At 68.5% G+C, this 19,615-nt stretch carries 22 protein-coding genes and 1 riboswitch; of the genes, 13 read left to right on the top strand and 9 right to left on the bottom strand.

Annotated features, from left to right (window positions below):
- Positions 1–308 precede the first annotated feature (308 nt).
- Entirely contained in the window at positions 309–554 is a 246-nt protein-coding gene (locus tag ABZ382_RS12690; protein WP_357087581.1) for a hypothetical protein, read from the top strand.
- A 336-nt stretch (positions 555–890) separates the two neighbouring features.
- Here ABZ382_RS12690 and ABZ382_RS12685 read toward each other — a convergent pair whose 3' ends face one another.
- The 4 genes from ABZ382_RS12685 to ABZ382_RS12670 all read right to left on the bottom strand — a co-directional run bounded on the left by ABZ382_RS12685 (position 891) and on the right by ABZ382_RS12670 (position 4,353).
- Complete coding sequence (locus ABZ382_RS12685) at positions 891–1,166, bottom strand: hypothetical protein (protein WP_357087579.1); 276 nt, start codon at positions 1,164–1,166, stop codon at positions 891–893.
- 751 nt (positions 1,167–1,917) lie between these two features.
- A complete protein-coding gene (locus tag ABZ382_RS12680; protein ID WP_357087577.1) occupies positions 1,918–2,277 on the bottom strand; it encodes a hypothetical protein in 360 nt (119 codons plus the stop codon).
- A 195-nt stretch (positions 2,278–2,472) separates the two neighbouring features.
- Positions 2,473–3,537, bottom strand: coding sequence for a diacylglycerol kinase (locus tag ABZ382_RS12675; RefSeq protein ID WP_357087575.1), 1,065 nt, complete (start codon positions 3,535–3,537; stop codon positions 2,473–2,475).
- Between the two features lie 24 nt (positions 3,538–3,561).
- On the bottom strand, positions 3,562–4,353 hold the full coding sequence (locus tag ABZ382_RS12670) for an SDR family oxidoreductase (RefSeq protein WP_357087572.1): 792 nt from the start codon (positions 4,351–4,353) through the stop codon (positions 3,562–3,564).
- A gap of 139 nt (positions 4,354–4,492) precedes the next feature.
- Here ABZ382_RS12670 and ABZ382_RS12665 point away from each other — a divergent pair, with 139 nt between their 5' ends.
- The 3 genes from ABZ382_RS12665 (at position 4,493) to ABZ382_RS12655 (ending at position 5,890) form a co-directional block, all read left to right on the top strand.
- Positions 4,493–5,122: a TetR family transcriptional regulator gene (locus ABZ382_RS12665; protein ID WP_357087569.1), complete on the top strand. Its 630-nt coding sequence runs from the start codon at positions 4,493–4,495 to the stop codon at positions 5,120–5,122.
- A 95-nt stretch (positions 5,123–5,217) separates the two neighbouring features.
- The gene (locus tag ABZ382_RS12660) at positions 5,218–5,682 is read left to right on the top strand and encodes a DUF2752 domain-containing protein (protein WP_357087566.1); all 465 of its coding nucleotides are present in this window, start codon (positions 5,218–5,220) and stop codon (positions 5,680–5,682) included.
- A 19-nt stretch (positions 5,683–5,701) separates the two neighbouring features.
- On the top strand, positions 5,702–5,890 hold the full coding sequence (locus tag ABZ382_RS12655) for a hypothetical protein (RefSeq protein ID WP_357087563.1): 189 nt from the start codon (positions 5,702–5,704) through the stop codon (positions 5,888–5,890).
- Between the two features lie 15 nt (positions 5,891–5,905).
- Here the strand turns inward: ABZ382_RS12655 and ABZ382_RS12650 are convergent, their stop codons facing one another.
- On the bottom strand, positions 5,906–7,219 hold the full coding sequence (locus ABZ382_RS12650; protein WP_357087561.1) for an aminotransferase class V-fold PLP-dependent enzyme: 1,314 nt from the start codon (positions 7,217–7,219) through the stop codon (positions 5,906–5,908).
- Positions 7,220–7,276: 57 nt separating this feature from the next.
- A riboswitch (SAM riboswitch) is annotated at positions 7,277–7,390 on the bottom strand.
- 221 nt (positions 7,391–7,611) lie between these two features.
- On the opposite strand from ABZ382_RS12650, the gene ABZ382_RS12645 reads away from it, so the two are divergent.
- The gene (locus ABZ382_RS12645; RefSeq protein ID WP_357087559.1) at positions 7,612–8,280 is read left to right on the top strand and encodes a biliverdin-producing heme oxygenase; all 669 of its coding nucleotides are present in this window, start codon (positions 7,612–7,614) and stop codon (positions 8,278–8,280) included.
- A 154-nt stretch (positions 8,281–8,434) separates the two neighbouring features.
- Positions 8,435–9,067 carry a LysE family translocator gene (locus tag ABZ382_RS12640; RefSeq protein ID WP_357087556.1) on the top strand — a complete coding sequence of 211 codons (633 nt, stop codon included), beginning with the start codon at positions 8,435–8,437 and terminating at the stop codon, positions 9,065–9,067.
- A gap of 2 nt (positions 9,068–9,069) precedes the next feature.
- On the opposite strand, the gene ABZ382_RS12635 is transcribed toward ABZ382_RS12640, so the two are convergent.
- From ABZ382_RS12635 to ABZ382_RS12625, 3 genes are all read right to left on the bottom strand, one after another.
- Entirely contained in the window at positions 9,070–9,618 is a 549-nt protein-coding gene (locus tag ABZ382_RS12635; RefSeq protein ID WP_357087553.1) for a flavin reductase family protein, read from the bottom strand.
- 66 nt (positions 9,619–9,684) lie between these two features.
- Entirely contained in the window at positions 9,685–10,158 is a 474-nt protein-coding gene (locus ABZ382_RS12630; protein ID WP_357087551.1) for a YbaK/EbsC family protein, read from the bottom strand.
- 41 nt (positions 10,159–10,199) lie between these two features.
- Positions 10,200–10,517, bottom strand: a complete 318-nt coding sequence (locus ABZ382_RS12625; protein ID WP_357087549.1) for a 2-oxo-4-hydroxy-4-carboxy-5-ureidoimidazoline decarboxylase — start codon at positions 10,515–10,517, stop codon at positions 10,200–10,202.
- Positions 10,518–10,663: 146 nt separating this feature from the next.
- Between ABZ382_RS12625 and ABZ382_RS12620 the strand changes: the two genes are divergently transcribed.
- Both ABZ382_RS12620 and ABZ382_RS12615 read left to right on the top strand, forming a co-directional pair.
- Positions 10,664–11,485, top strand: coding sequence for a crotonase/enoyl-CoA hydratase family protein (locus ABZ382_RS12620; protein WP_357087547.1), 822 nt, complete (start codon positions 10,664–10,666; stop codon positions 11,483–11,485).
- Between the two features lie 81 nt (positions 11,486–11,566).
- Entirely contained in the window at positions 11,567–13,222 is a 1,656-nt protein-coding gene (locus ABZ382_RS12615; protein ID WP_357087544.1) for an MDR family MFS transporter, read from the top strand.
- Between the two features lie 47 nt (positions 13,223–13,269).
- Here ABZ382_RS12615 and ppa read toward each other — a convergent pair whose 3' ends face one another.
- Positions 13,270–13,761: an inorganic diphosphatase gene (gene ppa, locus ABZ382_RS12610; protein WP_040802838.1), complete on the bottom strand. Its 492-nt coding sequence runs from the start codon at positions 13,759–13,761 to the stop codon at positions 13,270–13,272.
- Between the two features lie 134 nt (positions 13,762–13,895).
- On the opposite strand from ppa, the gene dacB reads away from it, so the two are divergent.
- The 5 genes from dacB (at position 13,896) to ABZ382_RS12585 (ending at position 19,504) form a co-directional block, all read left to right on the top strand.
- Complete coding sequence (gene dacB, locus ABZ382_RS12605) at positions 13,896–15,356, top strand: D-alanyl-D-alanine carboxypeptidase/D-alanyl-D-alanine-endopeptidase (protein WP_357087541.1); 1,461 nt, start codon at positions 13,896–13,898, stop codon at positions 15,354–15,356.
- A gap of 13 nt (positions 15,357–15,369) precedes the next feature.
- The gene (locus ABZ382_RS12600) at positions 15,370–16,443 is read left to right on the top strand and encodes a zinc-dependent metalloprotease (RefSeq protein WP_357087538.1); all 1,074 of its coding nucleotides are present in this window, start codon (positions 15,370–15,372) and stop codon (positions 16,441–16,443) included.
- Positions 16,444–16,565: 122 nt separating this feature from the next.
- Positions 16,566–17,663 (top strand): ATP-binding protein, encoded by a 1,098-nt coding sequence (locus tag ABZ382_RS12595; protein WP_357087536.1) that lies wholly within the window; start codon positions 16,566–16,568, stop codon positions 17,661–17,663.
- 16 nt (positions 17,664–17,679) lie between these two features.
- Complete coding sequence (hpt, locus tag ABZ382_RS12590) at positions 17,680–18,237, top strand: hypoxanthine phosphoribosyltransferase (protein WP_357087534.1); 558 nt, start codon at positions 17,680–17,682, stop codon at positions 18,235–18,237.
- A 379-nt stretch (positions 18,238–18,616) separates the two neighbouring features.
- A complete protein-coding gene (locus ABZ382_RS12585) occupies positions 18,617–19,504 on the top strand; it encodes a LysR substrate-binding domain-containing protein (RefSeq protein WP_357087532.1) in 888 nt (295 codons plus the stop codon).
- Positions 19,505–19,615: the final 111 nt, after the last annotated feature.

Below are 19,615 nucleotides of genomic sequence, written 5' to 3'. Positions count from 1 at the left end.
TCACCGGGGTCGTTGCAGACGGGGCACCCGGGGTCCAGGGCCAGGGGTGGCGGGGACCGCTGGCTCGGATCGGTACCGCCCGCCGGGGACCAGTTCCCGGTGGCCGTTGCGTCCGATGTCGGGCAGCTCACCGAGGGCGGATCGCCACCGGGGTCCTTTCCTGCGGCGAGGAATCTGCCGGAGGCATATCAGGAGCTCTCCCCGGCGTCCAGGCCAAGCCCTTCGGGTCACGGTGTGAGCCTGGACGCCGGGGAGAGCTCCTGATCTGGGCAAGCCCAGATTCCGCACCGCAGGAAAGGACCCCTCCCATGGTTTCCATCGCCCTCAGTGAGCTGCCCGACATCTCCCACCGCAACGCCCGCTGGGAACTGGTCCCCGACTCCAGCTTCGGCGGTACCTGGGCCCGTGCCATCGTTCCCCGCCGCCCCTGGCCCTGGACCCCCGAGGACTGCCCCGTCTGCAACGGCGACGGCTGCCAGGCCCTGTACCTGATCGGCGAGTGCGACTGGTGCGCCGACCACATCTGCCACGCCTGCGGCTGGTACGTCTACTGACCCGCTCGGAGGGGCACCGGGCAACGGCGCTCGGGAGCGGGCCGACAACGACGTCGGCTCCCAGCCCCTTTCGGCTGCTGGTGGAGGGTTTCCCCGCCTCCTCATCGGCCCAATTGTCTCGCTCCAGGAAGCCGCATCAAGGGCGCTTCGCGTCGGCTACGCCGATGGGCATTCGCCCACCCTTGACCCGACTTCCTTCCACAGAGGGCGGCCTGTACGAGGAAGCAGGGAGAGGACTAGGCGAGCTGTGGCAAAGCAACGGTGCCGACCAATAAAGAGGCCCTCAGCGCGTAACAGCACTGAGGGCCTCTATGGCAGACACGCTACCGGCTAGAGCTACTTGCGCTTCTTGCCGGCGTCACTGCGCTTCTCGCGCCAGCGACCGTCGTTATTGCGATCGCGATCCTTCGTCCCGCCGCCCTGCTTCGGGACCTGCGGAGGCTGGTGCTTGGACATCATCGACCCCCTTACCGCGCCGGCTTGACGGTGATCGTACGGACGACGCGAGTAATCCGAACCGGGACGCGAACGGTTCGAACCGTGCGGGTCGTGCGAGTCGTGCGGATGCTCGTCGTGGTTGCCACAGTGGCTCCCTTCGTAGAGCCAGAACATCCAGCAAACCGATCCCATATATGACGGGATCGGCCACGAAAGGGTATGGTTCGGCTTGCATGCCCTCGGAAGTATGCGAACGAACCAGCCTCACGCCGGATGCCTCATCTGGTGTTGAGGCTGGTCGTGTTTCTCGACCTCTTCTGGCCGAGGCCAACACTACACCTAGTGGCCGACACGTTTCCGGCCACAAGCGCTTGTGGCTTACATATGTGTAGTTCCCGATCGGGACTTTTCCAGCAAAACCGCAGCTAGGGGAGTTGCTGAAGTCACTAATGTGATCTTAGTCATATGGCGTGACCTGCATTGATAACGCAGGCGGCTATTTGGCGCGGGAGCTGCCGTTTTGGCGGGTCAGAGGTCAATTGGTCCACTTTTGACGCTTAGGATTCGATATAGCACGCAAACCGTGCGAAGGCGGTGAGCGACGCCACGATTTTGCGATGGCAAAGCTCACCTCGTATCGATCACTGAAGATTGACAATGCACTACCTCTGATGTATGAGGTGGCGTGATAGGACGACAGCGTTGACGACAACCAGCACGACCAGCGCGACTTCGACGCCTGACTATTCGGTGCTCACTTCTGCGTGATCGTGCTGTACAACCGCAGTAGCCTGCCCCTCGTAATGAAAAGGTCGGGGGTTCGATTCCCCCAGGCGGCTCCAAACAAACAGGTGGAGAGCGATTGTCGCTCTCCACCTGTTGTCGTTTCGGGGTCCGAATCCCACTTGTTCCGGATCATCCACCGCTACCAGATCGCTGGGGTCGTGCCCGTGGTGTCGTGGATTCCGCGGGCTTCGGCGACCCCTGGTCCACCTCCGGTCCCGCCGTGTTCGCCGTTGTCGGTGCAGCCGTCCCCGGTCTGGCTGGGATCGGTGCAGGTCTTCTCGCCCCCACCGCTCTCCCCGCAGTTCTCGTTGTCGCAGCCGTGGGGCGGGACCGGCGGAGGCGGCGCAATCGGCTCGGCGACCTGCACGACGCCGGACGCCGCGCTGGCCGCGGCCACGGCCGGACCTGCCGCCGTCGCGGGAACCGCCATCACCACCCCTGCCAGCACGAACGTGGTGAACAGCTGACGCATGACATTTCGATAGGTCTCGTTGGTCATCATCATTGCCTTTCCGGCGGAGATACCCCCATCTGCGATCGACCTGATCAGAATTTTACTCAGGTGATCAACAGCGCTGAACCATGTGGCGCAGTCGTGACCTGCCGTTATGGAACGGTCGGGGGTTCGATTCCCCCGGGTGGCTCAAAACAAAGGTGAGGACCGTTGTGGTCCTCACCTTTGTCGTTGGTGGGGTCAGGAGACGAGGCCGCGGCCGGTGGTCAGGGGGAGGTCCATCGCGGTCAGCAGGCCGGGGCGGGCTTGGACTACGGCGGGGATGGCACTGACCAGGCGGGCGGCGGTGCCGACCACTCCGGCTTCGGCGTGGTCGCCGTTGCTGTAGAGCTGGAGGTCGAGGAGGTAGTCGGGTTCGCCCTTGATTTCCACTCGGTAGCAACCGGATCCGGCCGGTTGGGGCCAGTCGGGGGCCAGATCGGGGTGGAGGCGGGTGACGTGTTCGAGGGTGAGGATTTCGCGGCCGTCGCGGATGCCGTGGATCTGGAAGCGGAGGGCGGCGGCGGTGCCTTCCTCGACGGTGTGGGCGCCGATGCGGATCGGTTCGGTCGCGGGGAGGCGTTCGAAATGCTGTGTGACCGAGTCGAGTTCGATGTCGAGGGCGGCGGCGAGCTGGCGGATGACGCTGCCCCAGGCGAGGGTGAGGATGCCGGGCTGCAGGAGCAGGGGCAGGTCGTCGAGCTTGCTGCCGAAGCCCATGATGTCGAAGACGACCTTCGGGTTGTCGTAGGTCGAATAGTCCATGATCTCCGAGCAGATGACCCGGTCGATGCGTTCGGAGCCACTGGACAGGAGCAGCGGCAGCCAGTCGTTGGCCCAGCCGGGGTCGATGCCGTTGACCCAGAGCGACGCGCCGCCCTCCTCGGCGGCCTCGACGATGGGGGCGATGGCCTCGTCGGGGAGTGTGCCGTAAGGGAATTGGAGGAAGACGGGGCTGCTGGAGACGACATTGATGCCGGCGCGGAGGAAGGTCTTCAGGTCCTCGACGGCCTCCATCAGGCGATCGTCGGCCATGGCGGTGTGGACGATGCAGTCGGGCTTCAGGGCCAGCAGGGCCTCGGCGTCCCGGGTGGCCAGGACACCGGTCTCGCGGTCGAGACCGGCCAGTTCACCGGCATCCTTGCCGGCTTTCTCGGCGCTGGACACCCAGACGCCGACCAGTTCGAGTTCGGGGCGGTTGATGATGGAGCGCAGGGCGCGGCGGCCGACATTGCCTGTGCTCCACTGGACTACGCGGTAGGTCATGGAAAACTCCTGGGACGCAATCGATCACTGCAGGTCGGGGATGGGGAGGGACAGGTTGGGCGCGTCGATGCCGCCGTCCACCTCGAGCACCTTGCCGGTGATGTAGCCGCCCGCGCGGGAGCTCAGGTAGACGATGGCGGCGGCGATCTCCCACGGCTCGCCGAGGCGGTGCAGCGGGGTGGCGTCCTCCATCTGCTGCTTGATCTCCGGCTGCTGCGCAACGACTTCCAGCGCCGAGGTGAGCACCGAGCCGACCGCGATGGCGTTCACCCGGATACGCGGCGACAGGTCGGCGGCGGCCAGCTTGGTCCAGTGTGCGAGCGCGGCCTTGGCGGTGCCGTAGGCCAGGAAGCCGCGGCCCGCGCTGATGCCCATGCGCGAGGAGATGTTCACGACCGAGCCGCCGCCGCTCTTCAGCATGTACGGCACCGCGGCCTGGGTGAGGGCGTGCGCGGTCGACACGTTGAACCGGAACGCCTCCTCCAGGAACTCGGGGGTGCTGGTGAGGAAGGTGTTGGGCATGGTGCCGCCGACATTGTTGACCACGATGTCGATGCCGCCCAGCTCGGCGGCGGCGGTCTCGGCCAGCGCGGTGACGGCCGAGAGGTCCGACAGGTCCGCGGGGACGGTGACGCAACGGCGGCCCAGCTCGCGGATCTTGCCGGCGACCTCGTCGAGCTGGGCGGCGGTGCGGGCCGAAATAGCCACGTCCGCACCGGCTTCGGCGAGCGCTAGCGCGGTGGCGGCGCCGATGCCGCGGCCCGCGCCGGTCACGACGGCGACGCGGCCGTCCAGTCGGAAGGTGTCCAGGATCATCGCTAATTCAGTCCTTCGATGGTGACGACAGTCACTCGACACTTTTAAGCATTAGTTCTTAACCGTCAAGGACAAGTTCTTTATCCCCAGGTGAACGGCTACAGTGCAGACTGTGGACAAGGCGGGTGGCGGTACTCGAATGGCAGTCACGGGGGCGCGTGAGCGCATCATCCTGGCGGCGGAACAGCTGATCGCCGAGCGCGGACCGGCGGTACCGCTGCGCGATATCGCCGCGGCCGCCGAACAGCGCAACAACTCCGCGGTCCAGTACCACTTCGGCTCCCGCGACGGGCTCATCGAGGCGGTGGTCGAACACCGGCTCGCCACCCTGGAGATCCGGCGCCTCGAATTGCTGGCCGAACAGGCCGGGACCGGCGTGACCAGCGTCCACGACCTGCTCGAAGCGCTGGTCATCCCCATGCTCGAACTGGGGGACCGGCACGGGATCCACCATTACGCGCGCTTCCTCGAACAAATCCACACCCATCGAGCCGTCACCGATGCCGCGAATCTGGCCTCCGCCCAGCGCACCTCGGTCCGCGTGATCATGCAGCAGCTCGACCGGGAGCTCGCCGACCTGCCGAAACGCTTGCGGCTGCGGCGGTTGCGCGCGCTGCCGACCGTGCTGTTCGCGCTGCTCGCCGATCACGAACGCGCGGTCGAGGCGGGCAAGGTCGCCGCGGGGGATGTGGATGCCTGGGGAGAAATCGTGGACATGCTCGCGGGCGTGCTCACCGCCCCGGTCGTGGAACGCGCCCCGATCCGCTGAGGCCGCAACGCAATCGGAGGTGAATCGGCGCGACCGGGGTGCGAAGTTCGGCGCGACCTGGCAGGTGGGCGGCGGCCCGGCTACCGTTGATTCTCGTGGACACCACGGCAGCAGTACCGACGGCGGGAGCCGAACCAGGGCCTACGCGCCCGCGACGGCTCGGCGTCGGACTCCCGCTGCTGAGCGGCGCGGCCGTCGCCGGCGGCCTGGCGCTGCTGCACTTCCGGGACCCGCACGTGCAGGGGGCCTACGGGTTCTGCCCGTTCTACGAGCTGACCGGGTACTGGTGTCCCGGCTGCGGTGGCCTGCGCGGCCTGCACAATCTGACCGATGGCCGGTTCCTCGACGCCATCCACAGCAATGTGCTGCTGCTGCCGCTCACGCTCGGCTTCCTCGCCTGGTGGGGCACCTGGCTGGTGCGCGCCTGGCGGGGCCGGGCGACGCCGCCGCGACTACCGCGGATTCTGCCCAGGTCGGCGATGTGGATCGCGGTGGCCTTCCTCGTCGTGTTCACGGTCGTCCGGAACACGCCATGGGGTACCTGGATCGCACCCGTCTAGGTCGGAGGATGCTCTTGATATGAGCGAATCGCTGAAGGAGCGGGTGCGGAACAAGCTGATCCGCCAGCTCGACGAGGACGGGCCGCCCGATCCGGAGCGGCAGGACACCCGGCAGGTATCGGTCCAGTTCGATCTGGACCGGCTCGAAGCCGTCAGCGAGGACGACCCGTTCGTCGAGGAGCTCGCGGCTCGCTACATGGTGCCCTGACCCGCTCCGCGCGATTCAGAACCCGCAGGGCGCTCCGCCGTCCGCCGAACCGCCGAAGGGCCGGGTCTCGGGGACCGGGTTCCAGTGGCCGTCGGTGCGGGCGTAATCCCAGCTCGGACCATGCTCGACCAGGGTGGCGACGGCGTCGATGAGACGGTCCACGTCGGCGGCGGTGGTGCCGAGTCCGATGCTGGCGCGCAGCGCCGCGTCGACCCCGAGCCGCGACAACAGCGGGTGCGCGCAGAACCGTCCGTCGCGCACGCCGATCCCGTGTTCGGCGGAGAGATAGGCGGCCACCTGGCCGGGCTCGAAACCGTCGACCGTGAACGCGACGATGCCGACGGCGTCGGTGCTGTCGCGCCACACACGCAGGAAGTTCACGCCCGGAACGGTTTTCAGCCCGTAGCGCAGCCGGTGGGTGAGGTACTGCTCGTGCTCGACGACGGTGGTCTCGTCCAGGTCGGCGAGCGCGTCGCAGGCGGCGGCCAGGGCAGCCACCCCGAGCACGTTCGGGGAGCCGGCCTCGTGCCGCTGCGGCGCGGGCGCCCACTCCACGCGGTCGGCGGCGACCGAGCGCACCGCGCCGCCGCCCGCCAGGTACGGCTCCGCCGCGTCGAGCCAGTCCCGGCGGCCGACCAGGACGCCCGCGCCGAACGGCGCGTACGCCTTGTGCCCGGAGAAGGCCAGGTAGTCGATGCCGGTGGTGCGCAGGTCGATCCGTCGGTGCGGGGCCAGCTGGGCGGCGTCGACCAGGATGCGGGCGCCGCACTGGTGCGCGATCCAGGCCAGCCGTTCCAGCGGCAGCAGTTCGCCGGTCACATTGGAGGCGCCGGTAACCGCCAGCAGCGCAGCGGGTTTCGAGCACAGTTCGGCGACCAGCCGCTGGATGGTCTCCTCGATGGTGTCGGCGACCGGCACCACGCGGCGGCCGTGCCGGGTCCAGGGCAGGAAGTTGGCGTGGTGTTCGACATCCAGCACCACGGTGTCGCCGGGCACACACGCGGCCAGCAGGTTCAGCGAGTCGGTGGTGTTGCGGGTGAAGACCACCACCTGGTCGTCGGCGGCGTTGAGGAAGCGGGCGACGGAGCCGCGGGCCGACTCGTAGCAGTCGGTGGAGACGCGGGAGGCGTATCCGGCGCCGCGGTGCACGCTGGCGTAGAACGGCAGCAGGTCGGCGACCCGGTCGGTGACCTGCCGCAACGCGGGTGCGCTGGCGGCGTAGTCGAAGTTGGCGTAGCCGGTGGTCCCGCCCTGGACCAGCGGAACCCGGAGGTCACAGCCGGACACGGTGGCGAGGGGAGCACAGGTCTGGTCGGCGAAAGCGGTCATCACAAAAATCCCATCGGATTCAGGGGACGCGCGATCGGAAAACAGGAATCGATCGTGAGTCCGCGCTTGCCGTGCCCGGTCGGGCAACGGCCCGGTCGTCACCCGGAGCACCCCGCCGCGGTGGAGGGTTGCCGACCAGCTAGCCGGGGCTTAGCGCTGGTACTCATGACCTGAGTGCGAGATTGGCAGACGCGTCGCGGGCTTGTCAAGCGCGTCTGGGCGGCGGCGGCCTGTGACCAACGGCACCGGCGAATCGGAAAAATCATCCGAAAGTTGGAGTGGGTGGGCCGCAAAGTTCGAATCGCGCGATCGTTGCTGGGGCGTAGGGTCGATGAGGAAGTTAGGGTAGCCAAAGTGGGGTGCCCCCGGAGTTGACCACGAGGAGCCCGACCATGTTGGACACGGACACCGCCGCCGCCCCGTTCTCGACGCTCATTCGCACCGCGACCGAGCAGCAGCACAACGAGGCCGAGCACTCCACGTTCATGCGTGACCTGCTCACCGGCCAGCTCGGCGTCGAGGCCTTTCTCCGCTACACCAGCCAGCTCTGGTTCGTCTACGAGGCCCTCGAAAAGCATTCCGCCACACTGGCGTCCGACTCCGTCGCGGGTCCCTTCGTGAAGCCGGAACTGGCGCGCCTGGCCGCGCTCGAGACCGACCTGGCCCACCTGGGCGGCGCGAACTGGCGCGATGAGCTGCAGCCGCTGCCCGCCACCGCCGCCTACGCCGCCCGCATCGAGGAGTGCGCGCAGGACTGGCCTGCCGGGTACGTCGTCCACCACTACACCCGTTACCTGGGTGATCTCTCCGGCGGTCAGGTCATCCGCGGCACCGCCGAGAAGTTGTGGGACCTGCCCAAGAAGGGCGACGGCGTCCGCTTCTACGTCTTCGACGAGATCACCAATCCGGCCGCGTTCAAGCGCGAGTACCGCGAGGCCCTGGACCAGCTTCCCCTCGAAGGTCCCGAAGTCGATCGCGTGCTCGACGAAGCGCGACTGGCGTTCACGATGAACACCGATCTGTTCCGTGAACTCGGTGCGGAGTTCGGCGCGCGGAACTAGAACACCGTCACCAGAGGCCGTCGCGCTCCGTTCATCAGACGGGGGCGGCGGCCTTCGCCGTGCTCGGGGGTGCGCCGTTGGCCCTGCTCGTCGGGGGCAGGGTCAGCGATATCACCCTTGCGTCCCGCAGCCGCGATGGGTTGCCATGGAGGGCATGAGTCTTCCGCTGCTGTTGAGTTTCGCGGGATTGTGCGTGCTGCTGGCGCTCACGCCGGGTCCCGATACCTTTCTGGTGCTGCGATTCTCGATGGCCGGACCGCGACCCGGGATCGCGGCGGCGGTGGGTTCGGCGTTCGGTGGGATCGTCTGGGCGACGGTGGTGGCGGCCGGAGTGGCGGCGCTGCTGGAACAGTCGGCGACCGCGTATCGCACGTTGAAGGTGATCGGCGGAATCTACCTGCTGTACTTGGGGATTCGGGCGCTGGTCGAGCATCGGCGCGCACGGAACGTGGAGGCCGAGCCGGAGACGACGGTCGCGCAGGGCGCGCCCGCGTCGATGCGCTCGGCGTTCGCTGCCGGATTGCTGTCCTGTGTTTTCAATCCGAAGGTGGGGTTGTTCTACCTCGCGGTGCTGCCGCAGTTCCTGACCGAGGTGACCTTCCTGAACACGCTCACCCTCGGCGCCATCGAATCCAGCATCGCGGCGATCGAGATGATCCTGCTCGCGGTGGCCGCCGCCCGCGCGGTCACGCTGTTGAAGCGGCCGCGGGTCCGGGCCCGGCTGGAGCAGGCGAGCGCGGCGATCCTGGCGGCGCTGGGCATCGGCACCGCGGCCTCGGCGGCCTGAGGTCAGTCGGCGATCTCGGCGCGGTGATAGGCGCCGTTGTAGTACACCAGCGGGCCGGCCGCGGGCGAGCTCTCGGTGTTGTCGTGCACCTGCGTGACCAGTCCGATCACCAGCGTGTGATCGCCGATCGGGATCAGCTGGTGCACGGTCGCGCGCACCCAGATCGGGGAGCCGTGCAGGACCGGTTCGCCGGAGCCGAGCGTGGCCCACAAGGACCTGTCGGTGAAACGCTCCTCGGCGGACCGGCTGAACCGCTGCGCCAGATGCTTCTGATGCTCGCCCAGGAAGTGCACCACCACCGATTCGGCCCCGAGCATGGCCTCGATGCTGGAGGAGGTCTCGGCGATATTGAACGAGATGAGCGGCGGCTGCGCCGACAGCGAGGCGAACGAGGTCGCGGTGAAACCGACCGGCCCTTGCGCGGAGTTCAGCGTGACGATGGTGACGCCCGCCGGATAGTGCCGCATGGCGGCACGGAACTGCTGCGCGGTGATGCCGCTCAGGTCGTCGGGCACGTGTAGCTCGGCGCCGGGCGTCGGAGAATCGGTCACGTCAAGAACCTACGTGGTCGCGGGCCCAGGTATTCCGCGCTGTGGGAAAACCCGCGTCGACGGCGGTCAGTCCACGTCGATGGCCAGGCCCGCGGTGATCCGGACCAGCTCGCCGAAGGTGGTGCGGAACAGGGTGTTCGGATGCCCGCCCGCCGCCCACAGCTCCCGGTACTGGGCCAGCGCGTTGTCGACGAAGGTGGGCAGATTGGTGGGGTGCCCGAGCGGCGCGACGCCGCCGATGGGCTGCCCGGTCACCTCCTGAACCATGGCCGCGGGCGCCCGGCTGAGCGTGCCCTCCAGGCGTTGCCCGGTGCGCGCCAGATGCACCTGGTGGGCACCGGAGACGAGCAGCAGCACGGGGTCGTCGTCGAGCAGGAACACCAGGGATTTGGTGATGGCCCCGACGGTGACGCCGACCGCGTCGGCCGCATCGCGCGCGGTGGGGGTGGGTGTGGGCTGGGTGATGATCACCCCGTGATGGCCGCGCGCGATCAAGGTGTCGGAAACCTTCGACGCGACCGGTGGCAGGGACCTGCGCATGGCAACCAGGGTAGAGCGATTGCGGTGGATGTGCGGGGGGATCAGTAGTCGGGGTAGCCCTCCTCGGGGCCGAGCATCGTGGTCAGGCGGTTGTGCACGATCGGGGCCAGCTCGTCGACGGTGCGCTCCGAAACCGGCTGGTGCGCACAGGAATCGAAGACCCGTTCCAGATCGACGGCGGACATGGCGCGCAGTTCCGCCGCCGCCGCGGTCTGCAGCGCGGCGTGGCCGGGGTAGGGGCGGCCGTCGGCGATCTTCTGCGCCCAGGTGACATTGCAGCAGCATTCGTACAGGGCATGAATCGCGCGACGGCGGGGGAGCGCGTTGAAGCGGTCGAGGCCGATTCCGTGATGCATCATCGTGACCTCACACACAGGAGGAGCAGTTTGTGCGGACGCGATAATCGTCCGCCTCCCGGTGTGGTGAAAACGCTGGGACGCAGCAGATTTAGCACAGGGTTTACACCGGCCTACCTACTCGCGAGTAACCCCTATACGCTGGACCGATGACCGAATGGAAGGCTTTCGAGGTCGAAAGCAAGGACCACATCGCCCAGGTGACGCTCACCGGTCCCGGCAAGGGCAATGCCATGGGCCCCGACTTCTGGCGCGAGCTGCCGATCATCTTCGGCGAGCTCGACGCGAACCCCGACATCCGGGCCATCGTGCTCACCGGCTCCGGGAAGCACTTCTCCTACGGACTGGACCTCCCGGCCATGAGCCCGCTGTTCGGGCCGCTGCTGGCCGACAAGGCGCTCGCCGGGCCCCGCACCGACTTCCTCAAGCACGTGCGCAGCATGCAGGACTCGGTGACCGCGGTCGCCGACTGCGTGAAGCCGGTCATCGCGGCCGTCTCCGGCTGGTGCATCGGCGGCGGACTGGACCTCATCGCCGCCGCCGACGTCCGGCTGGCCAGCGCCGACGCCAAATTCAGCCTGCGCGAGGCCAAGGTCGCCATCGTGGCCGACATCGGCTCACTGCACCGGCTGCCGGGCATCATCGGCGAGGGGCACGTGCGCGAACTCGCCTACACCGGCAAGGACATCGACGCCGCCCGTGCCGAGAAGATCGGGCTGGTCAACGACGTGTACGCCGACCAGGAAGCCGTGCTCGACGCCGCCTACGCCATGGCGCGCGAGATCGCGGCCAACCCGCCGCTGGTGGTGCAGGGCATCAAGGACGTCCTGGACCAGCCCAAGCGCGGCAAGATCGCCGACGGCCTGCGCTACGTCTCCGCCTGGAACTCGGCGTTCCTGCCCTCGGAGGACCTGACCGAGGCCATCCAGGCCGTCTTCGAGAAGCGCGACCCGCAGTTCAAAGGCAAGTAACCCCTTCGGGTTACCGCCCATAAAAGGACCCCATGCCTCCGGTTCCCGGCCTATCGTTTTGGTCGGGGCTGGAGGTGTGGCATGGCGACATCCGAAGTGGGCGAAGCGACCGGCGAGGGCGGCTTCACGCATCGGCAGATATTGGTGATCCTCTCCGGGCTGCTGCTGGGCATTCTGCTCGCGGCGCTCGATCAGACGATCGTGTCCACCGCGATCCGCACCATCGCCGATGACCTGAACGGGTATTCGCTACAGGCCTGGGCGACCACCGCCTACCTGATCACCGCGACGCTGGCCACGCCGCTCTACGGCAAGCTGTCGGACATGTACGGGCGCAAGCCCTTCTACCTGGCCTCGATCACCATCTTCGTGACCGGTTCGCTGCTGTGCACGTTCGCGCAGTCCATGTACGAGCTGGCGGTGTTCCGGGCATTGCAGGGGCTGGGTGCGGGCGGGTTGATGTCGCTGGCGCTGACCATCGTCGGCGATATCGTGAGCCCGCGTGAAAGGTCCCGGTACCAAGGATATTTCCTGGCCGTGTTCGGCACCTCCAGCGTGATCGGGCCGGTGCTGGGCGGGCTGTTCGCGGGGCAGCACAGCATTCTGGGGATCGCGGGCTGGCGGTGGGTGTTCCTGGTGAACGTGCCCATCGGATTGTTCACGCTGGTCGTGGTGACGCGTGTGCTGCGGCTGCCCCCGCGCGAGAAATCGCGTGACCGCGTGGACTATTGGGGCGCGCTGGCGTTGATCGTCGCCATGAGCCCGCTGTTGATCGTGGCCCAGCAGGGGCGCGAATGGGGGTGGAGCAGCGGGAGATCCGTTGCCTGCTACCTCATCGGGGCGCTCGGCGTCGCCGCGTTCGTGCTGATCGAGCGCGCGCTGGGGGACGCGGCGCTGATCCCGCTGCGCATCTTCGCCAACCGCACCTTCGCGCTCGGCGTGGTCATCTCGTTCGTGGTCGGTGCGGGCATGTTCGGCGGGATCCTGCTGCTGCCCCAGTACTTGCAGGCCGACCGGGGCGCCGGCCCGATGCTGGGCGGCCTGCAGATGATCCCGATGGTGCTGGGCATGATGATCGGGTCGATTCTGTCGGGCCAATTGATCTCGCGCACCGGCCATTACCGGATCTACACGCTGCTCGGCGCTGCCATGATCACCCTGGGGCTTTTCCTGCTGCACTATCTGGAGGCCGACACCGCATTCTGGATCGTGGTGCTGTTCATGCTGTGCGTGGGATTCGGGCTCGGCAATCTCATGCAGCCGCTCATCGTGGCGCTGCAGAATGCGTTGCCGCCCAAGGACATGGGTGTTTCCACCGCGTCGGCGACATTCTTCCGGCAGATCGGCGGCACCCTCGGCGCGGCCGTATTCCTGTCCATCCTCTTCGACCGGCTGGGCCCCGATATTCGCGCTCAGCTGGAGGCGTCCAGTACCGATCCGGCCTTCCAGAAAGCCGTGGTGAACGCCGCGCACGACGGAAATCCGGCGGATATGCGGCTGGCGCAGGGATTCCTGAATCACGACACCTCGGCGGCGCAGGGCGTGCTGAAGGACAGTTCGATCATTCAGAAGCTGAATCCCGTACTGGCGCATCCGTTCAAGGTCGGATTCGCGGATTCGCTGTCCACGGTTTTCCTGACGACCTCCGCGGTCGCCCTGGTCGCGTTCGTGCTGGTGCTGTTCTGGAAGGAAGTCCCGCTCCGCACCACCGCGGGAGTGGATTCCGTTCCCGAGTAAAGCGAAGGGCGGCACGGAAATCCGTGCCGCCCCGCACTCGGCGTGACCTAGTGGCCGCCCTGCTCCTTCAGACGGGCGTAGGCCTCGTCGACGAGCTTCTCGGCCTTCTCGCGGCCCTCCCAGCCCTCGACCTTGACCCACTTGCCGGGCTCCAGGTCCTTGTAGCGCTCGAAGAAGTGCGCGATCTCCTTGCGCTGGAACTCCGGGATGTCCTCGACGTCCTGGATGTGGTCCCAGCGCTTGTCCTTGTTGGGGACGGCGACCAGCTTCTCGTCGGTGCCGGCCTCGTCGCTCATGATGAGCACGCCGACCGGGCGGGCCTCGACCAGCACACCCGGGAACACGGGCTCGGGCAGCAGGACCATGCAGTCCAGCGGGTCGCCGTCGCCGCCCAGGGTGTTCTCGATGTAGCCGTAGTCGGCCGGGTACATCATCGGGGTGTACAGGTAGCGGTCCAGCCGCACGCGTCCGGTTTCGTGATCAACCTCGTACTTGTTGCGCTGACCCCGGGGGATCTCGATGGTGACGTCGAACTCCACGTCATCTCCTTCTTCGGTGGGCGGTAAGGCTGCCGACTCGCCAGCACGTTCGGGGGAACGACTGCGCAACGAGGATAGTGTGGACCGCGGTAGAGCCATCAGCCCCACCACAGGTATCAGGGAGACAGCGGCAGGTGTTTGGTCGGAACAAGCAGAACATCGGTGGTCTGGAGGCCAAGCGGCGACGCAGAACCTGGATCGTGGTGTCGTCGGTGCTGGTCGTCATGCTGGTGGCCGCCACGGCCGTGGTGCTGATCCTGAAGCCCTGGACCGAGGAGTTCCAGCACGGGGGGTTGACGATCGCCGACCCGCCCGCGCCGGTGAAACCCATCCCCCAGGTCGCGCCCGCCCCCGAGACCGCGCCCGCGGCGAGCACCGCCGGTCTGGCGGCCGCGCTCGCGCCCGTCGTCGGCAACCCGGACCTGGGCGCGTTCGCCGCCTCGGTGTCCGACGGGGACACCGGCAAGGTGCTGTGGACGCTGGACCCGGACAAGGCCATGATCCCGTCCTCCACCGCCAAGATCCTCACCGTCGCGGCCGCCCTGCTGGCGCTGCCCGCCGATCACCGGGTCACCACCAAGGTGGTGACCGGCGCGGCCCCCGGCGAGATCGTGCTGGTCGGCGGCGGCGACCCCACCATCACCGCGCAGCCCGACGGCAAGGGCTACTACCCGGGCGCGCCGCGCCTGCAGGACCTGGTCGCGCAGATCAAGGCCACCGGACAGCGGGTGGACTCGATCACCGTCGACACCTCCGCCTACCCGGGTCCGAACTTCGCGCCCGGCTGGGACGCCGCCGACATCGGGGGCGGCTCCATCGCGCCCATGGACGCGGTGATGATCGACGGCGGCCGCCTGGACCCGCTGGTCGAATACTCGCCCCGCACCGCCACTCCCGCCCTCGACGCGGGCCGCAGGATGGCCGCCGAACTGGGCGTGGACGGTGCGAAGGTGAAGGCGGGCAATGCGCCCGCGACCGCCACCCAGCTGGCCGCGGTGGAGTCCGCGCCGCTGCGGGACCGCCTGCTGCAGGCCATGGTGCACTCCGACAACGTGCTGGCCGAGGCCATCGGCCGCGAGGTCGCGGTGGCCGGCGGACAGGAGGCCTCCTTCACCGGCGCGGTCACCGCCCTGAACACCGTGCTGCAGGCCGCCGGATTCGACCTCGCCGGCCTGAAAATGGCCGACAACAGCGGACTCTCGACCGACGACCGGATCCCGCCGCGCCTGCTCAACCGGGTGCTGACGGTGGCCGCGCTGCCCAACGGCGCTGCTCCGCAAGGCAATTCGACCGTCGACCCGGCCGCGGTCACCACCCCCGGCTCCCCGCTCGCGCCGCTGCTGGACTACCTGCCGGTCGCGGGCGGCACCGGCTCGCTGGCGAGCCGTTATGTGGACCGCGATCGCGAGGGCGCGGGTTGGATCCGGGCCAAAACCGGAACTCTGTCCGTATCGAGTGCGTTGGTCGGTTATGTGCTGGACCGCGACGGACGCGTCCTGACGTTCGCACTCATGTCGAACGATCGGCCGCCGGAGGTGAGCCGACCCGCGCTGGACGCCGTCGCCAACGCACTGCGCAACTGTGGCTGCTCCTGACGGGTGGATGAACATGACCGGATCCGACAACCCCGCCGCCCCCGCCCGTACCCGGACCACGCTGACCGGATCGGTCGACTGGAACGTGGCCGCCCGCACCGGCGCGGCCCTGGTCCCGGCCGGGCCGCGCACCTCCCGGTACTCGGCCGAGCACGCGGTCGCCGAACTCGCCGCCGCCTCGGTCCGCGCCGAGGCGCCGGTGCGTGAGGTCAGCGGGCTCGACGACGGCTCGGTGGTGCCCGACGCGCTGATCGTGGACCGGCCGGGCTGGATCCGGGCCGCCGCCGACTCCATGGCCCAGCTCACCGGCAGCGGCATCGAACCCGGCGAGAAGGGCAAGCTGGTCGGCAAACCGGCCGGACTACAGGCCGGGGCCATGCTGGCCTTCCTGTCCACCGCCATCCTCGGCCAGTACGACCCGTTCACCGGGCCGGACGGCACGCTGCTGCTGGTGGCGCCCAACATCATGGCGGTGGAACGCGCACTCGGCGTGCCGCCCAGCGACTTCCGGCTCTGGGTGTGCCTGCACGAGGTCACCCACCGGGTCCAATTCTCTTCCGCCCCTTGGATCGCCGGCTACATGCGCCGCAATGTCGAGACCCTGGGCGAGGCGGGCGACGAACCGCTCGCCGACATTCTGGCCCGGCTCGCCGACGCCGTGAAGGAACGCCGCCGCGGCGTCGAGGACCCCGCGGGTGGCGTCATCGGGCTGCTGCGCGCCACCCAGGCCGAACCCCAGCGCCTGGCCCTGGACCGACTACTCATGCTCGGCACCCTGCTCGAAGGCCACGCCGACCACGTGATGGACGCCGTCGGCCCGGCCGTGGTCCCCTCCGTCACCCGGATTCGCGCCGCCTTCGATCAGCGCCGCAAGCGGCCCGCCAACCCGATCCAGCGCCTGCTGCGCGCTCTGCTCGGCATGGACGCCAAGGTCGCCCAGTACGTGCGCGGCAAGGCCTTCGTCGACGAGGTGGTCGACACCGTCGGCATGGCCCGCTTCAACACCATCTGGACCGAACCGGAAACCCTGCCCCGCACCGACGAGATCGGCGAACCGCAACGGTGGGTCACCCGCGTCCTGGGCTGAGCCGCCCACCATCCTGGGCCCGGTCGCTCCGGAGCGCTTGCGCCGAGCCGGAATTCGGGACGTACCCGGCAGGAATGCTCGCCGCCCGGTCCCGCCCCCGCCGCGCATGCGACGATCGGGACGTGAACGATCGGCCCCGGCTACCCGAGACGCGCGCCGCGCTCGAACTGCGCCGCGCCGTGCGGGAATGGCTGGGCCGCTACGCACCCGACGGCGTGGTCCGCGTCGCCCTCTCCGGCGGTGCGGACTCCCTGGCGCTCACCGCCGCCGCCTGCGCCGAGGCCGACGTGGTGGACGCGCTGATCGTGGACCACGGCCTGCAGGACGGCTCCGCCGACGTGGCGGATCGCGCCGCGGCCGCCGCGCTGGACCTGGGCTGCCGGTCCGCGCGGGTCTTGCGCGTCCACGTCGAGCGCAGCGCGCCGAACGGGGCGACCTCCGAGGGCGGTCTCGAGCCCGTGGCGGAGTGGGCTACCGGCGACGGACCGGCGGGCAGCGGTCCGGCGGGCGACAGGTTCCCGGGCGGGCCCGAGGCGGCCGCGCGGCGGGCCCGCTACACGGCCCTGCGGAACGCTCACGAAGGCAAACCGGTGCTGCTCGGGCACACCCTCGATGACCAGGCCGAGACCGTGTTGCTCGGGCTCGGGCGGGGGTCCGGGGCGCGGTCGATCCAGGGGATGACGGAATTCGACGAGCCGTGGGGGCGGCCGCTGCTGGGGGTGCGGCGGAGCGTGACCCGGGAGCTGTGCGCGGATCTGGGGCTCGAGGCCTGGGAGGACCCGCACAACAGTGCCCCGGAGTTCACCCGGGTACGGCTGCGCGGCGAGGTGTTGCCGCTGCTGGAGGAGGTGCTCGGGGGCGGGGTGGCCGAGGCGCTGGCCCGCACGGCGGCGCAGCTGCGGGAGGACTCGGCCGTGCTGGACGCGCTCGCCGCGGAGTTGCTGGCGGCCGCGCGTTCCGGTGACGGACTGGGAATCGAGACGCTCGCCACTGCCACGACCGCGATCCGCCGCCGCGTCATTCGCGTCTGGCTGCTCGAGGGTGGCGCAAAATCATTGACGGACAGCAATTTACGAGCGGTGGACGCGCTGGTCACGCGGTGGCGTGGGCAGGGTGCGGTCGCGGTGGGCCGTTCGCCCAGTGGGACCAGGTTGGTTGCCGCGCGTGAACATGGCAGGCTCATACTCGGGTCGGAGACAACCCGATTCCGGGTCGACTGAAGGGAAACCAGCGGACGTGTACGGGGACGACATCGCGTCGGTGCTGATCAGCGAGGAAGAGATCGCCGCCAAGGTCGAGGAACTGGCCGAACTGGTCGCCAAGCGGTATCCCGCCGATGCCCCCGAGGGCGACCTGCTGCTGGTGGGCGTGCTCAAGGGCGCGATCTTCTTCATGACCGACCTGGCCAAGAAGCTCACCGTGCCGACGCAGATGGAGTTCATGGCCGTCTCGTCCTACGGCTCCTCCACCTCGTCCTCGGGCGTGGTGCGCATCATGAAGGACCTGGACAAGGACATCGCCGGGCGCAATGTGCTGATCGTCGAGGACATCATCGACTCCGGCCTGACGCTGTCGTGGCTGCTGCGCAATCTGTCCAGCCGCAATCCGGCCTCGCTCGAGGTGGTGACGCTGCTGCGCAAGCCCGACGCGCTGCGCACCCAGGTGGACGTGATGGCCGTCGGCTTCGACATCCCGAACGAGTTCGTGGTCGGCTACGGCCTCGACTACGCCGAGCGATACCGCGATCTGCCTTACATCGGCACCCTGGATCCGAAGGTCTACGGCGGGGAGTAACCGCCGCCTCACCGGCTCGAAAAACAGGCCGCCTTCCACTGTGGGAGGCGGCTTTTTGTCGTTATGTGACCAAACTCACTCGATCGGCTGGTTTGGGGTGCGGGCCGGGGCGGAGCGTTGTTGCTGAAGGTCAGCGATCGGATCGCTTTCCGATCGCGGATCGACCAAGATCGCGAATCGATGCTGGTCAAGTGTCCGTTCCGGGGCGCATGGGGAAGTGCTGGCAAATGGCCAGGAATTCGCGACTCCGGTTAACGGAATGTTGAACTGGCGTCATATGCTGTCCGTAACAAACCTGACGGCTGTTTTCTGATCCTGTTGCAAACTTTTGGGTCGGATACGGCTGGAAAATCAAGACCGATTCTGATAGCAAGGGGCTATGGACCCGCATTTGCGCGACCTGCGGTATTTCGTCGCCGTCGCTGAGGAACTTCATTTCACCAACGCGGCGCAACGCCTGCACATCGCTCAACCCACCCTGTCACGACAGATCCGGCAGTTGGAACGCCAGCTGGACGTCGTGCTGTTCGACCGCAACCAGCGCAGCGTGGCCCTGACCGTCGCCGGCAAGGAACTGCTCGAAGGCGCCCGGAAGATCCTCGAACTCTGGGAAGTCACCAATGTCGCCCTGCAGGAGGCCGGTGAGGTGCTGCGCGTCGGCATCCAGTCCTCCATCGGCCGCGGCCTGATCACGGATCTGGAGAGCGCCAGCGGCCATCGGCTCGCCCTGCACTCCGCGTCCTGGACCGACCCGTCCAGCGGCCTCGCCGGCCGCCAGGCGGACCTGGCGCTCATGTGGCTGCCCGTGCCCGACACCAGCCGCTACCGCTGGCAGGTGCTGCGCACCGAGCCGCGCTGGGTGCTGCTGCCCGAGAACCACGCCCTCGCCGGCCAGGAGAGCATCGACTTCGCCGACCTGATCGACGAGCCCTTCGTCGCCATGCCCGCCGAAGCCGGCGCGGCCCGCGACTTCTGGCTCGGCGCCGACTCCCGCGGCGGCCGCCAGGCCAAGATCGGCGCGGAAGCCGCCACCGCCGAGGAACGCCTCGAGGCGGTCAGCCTCGGCCTGGGCGTCTGCCTGCTGGCCGAGAACAACGTCCCCATGTACCGCTGGCCGGGCCTGACCGCCCGCCCGGTGGCCGGCCTGGCCCCGTGCGAACTCGCGGTCGCCTGGCGCGCCGACGACGACCGCCCGACCATCCTCGAGTTCGCGGCCCGCGTGCTCGACGGCGGCTTCGCCGAACAGGAACCGCTCGCGGCCGTCTAGGCCCGAGGGAAGGACCGTCCGGGACGGGCGGCGGCAGAGGGTCGGAGGTTGCCGCGGTCCGTACGGACAGTGTGGGACCGGCACAACGGCGTGCGGGATCGACACGACGAC

This window comes from Nocardia sp. NPDC005825, assembly GCF_040630175.1.
In the GTDB taxonomy this organism is placed as follows: domain Bacteria; phylum Actinomycetota; class Actinomycetes; order Mycobacteriales; family Mycobacteriaceae; genus Nocardia.
The sequence above is the reverse complement of the archived record's forward strand: the minus strand, read 5'-3'. Positions and strand labels throughout refer to the sequence as shown.

Coding starts and splice junctions, on each gene's coding strand:
- ABZ382_RS12650 (WP_357087561.1), bottom strand. CDS start 7,219: ATGACCGCTTTCGCCGACCAGACCTGTGCTCCCCTCGCCACCGTGTCC.
- ABZ382_RS12670 (WP_357087572.1), bottom strand. CDS start 4,353: ATGATCCTGGACACCTTCCGACTGGACGGCCGCGTCGCCGTCGTGACC.
- ABZ382_RS12640 (WP_357087556.1), top strand. CDS start 8,435: ATGAGTCTTCCGCTGCTGTTGAGTTTCGCGGGATTGTGCGTGCTGCTG.
- ABZ382_RS12675 (WP_357087575.1), bottom strand. CDS start 3,537: ATGACCTACCGCGTAGTCCAGTGGAGCACAGGCAATGTCGGCCGCCGC.
- ABZ382_RS12680 (WP_357087577.1), bottom strand. CDS start 2,277: ATGACCAACGAGACCTATCGAAATGTCATGCGTCAGCTGTTCACCACG.
- ABZ382_RS12620 (WP_357087547.1), top strand. CDS start 10,664: ATGACCGAATGGAAGGCTTTCGAGGTCGAAAGCAAGGACCACATCGCC.
- ABZ382_RS12600 (WP_357087538.1), top strand. CDS start 15,370: ATGACCGGATCCGACAACCCCGCCGCCCCCGCCCGTACCCGGACCACG.
- ABZ382_RS12655 (WP_357087563.1), top strand. CDS start 5,702: ATGAGCGAATCGCTGAAGGAGCGGGTGCGGAACAAGCTGATCCGCCAG.
- ABZ382_RS12645 (WP_357087559.1), top strand. CDS start 7,612: ATGTTGGACACGGACACCGCCGCCGCCCCGTTCTCGACGCTCATTCGC.
- ABZ382_RS12630 (WP_357087551.1), bottom strand. CDS start 10,158: ATGCGCAGGTCCCTGCCACCGGTCGCGTCGAAGGTTTCCGACACCTTG.
- ABZ382_RS12615 (WP_357087544.1), top strand. CDS start 11,567: ATGGCGACATCCGAAGTGGGCGAAGCGACCGGCGAGGGCGGCTTCACG.
- ABZ382_RS12690 (WP_357087581.1), top strand. CDS start 309: ATGGTTTCCATCGCCCTCAGTGAGCTGCCCGACATCTCCCACCGCAAC.
- ABZ382_RS12585 (WP_357087532.1), top strand. CDS start 18,617: ATGGACCCGCATTTGCGCGACCTGCGGTATTTCGTCGCCGTCGCTGAG.
- ABZ382_RS12685 (WP_357087579.1), bottom strand. CDS start 1,166: ATGTTCTGGCTCTACGAAGGGAGCCACTGTGGCAACCACGACGAGCAT.
- ABZ382_RS12665 (WP_357087569.1), top strand. CDS start 4,493: ATGGCAGTCACGGGGGCGCGTGAGCGCATCATCCTGGCGGCGGAACAG.
- ABZ382_RS12625 (WP_357087549.1), bottom strand. CDS start 10,517: ATGATGCATCACGGAATCGGCCTCGACCGCTTCAACGCGCTCCCCCGC.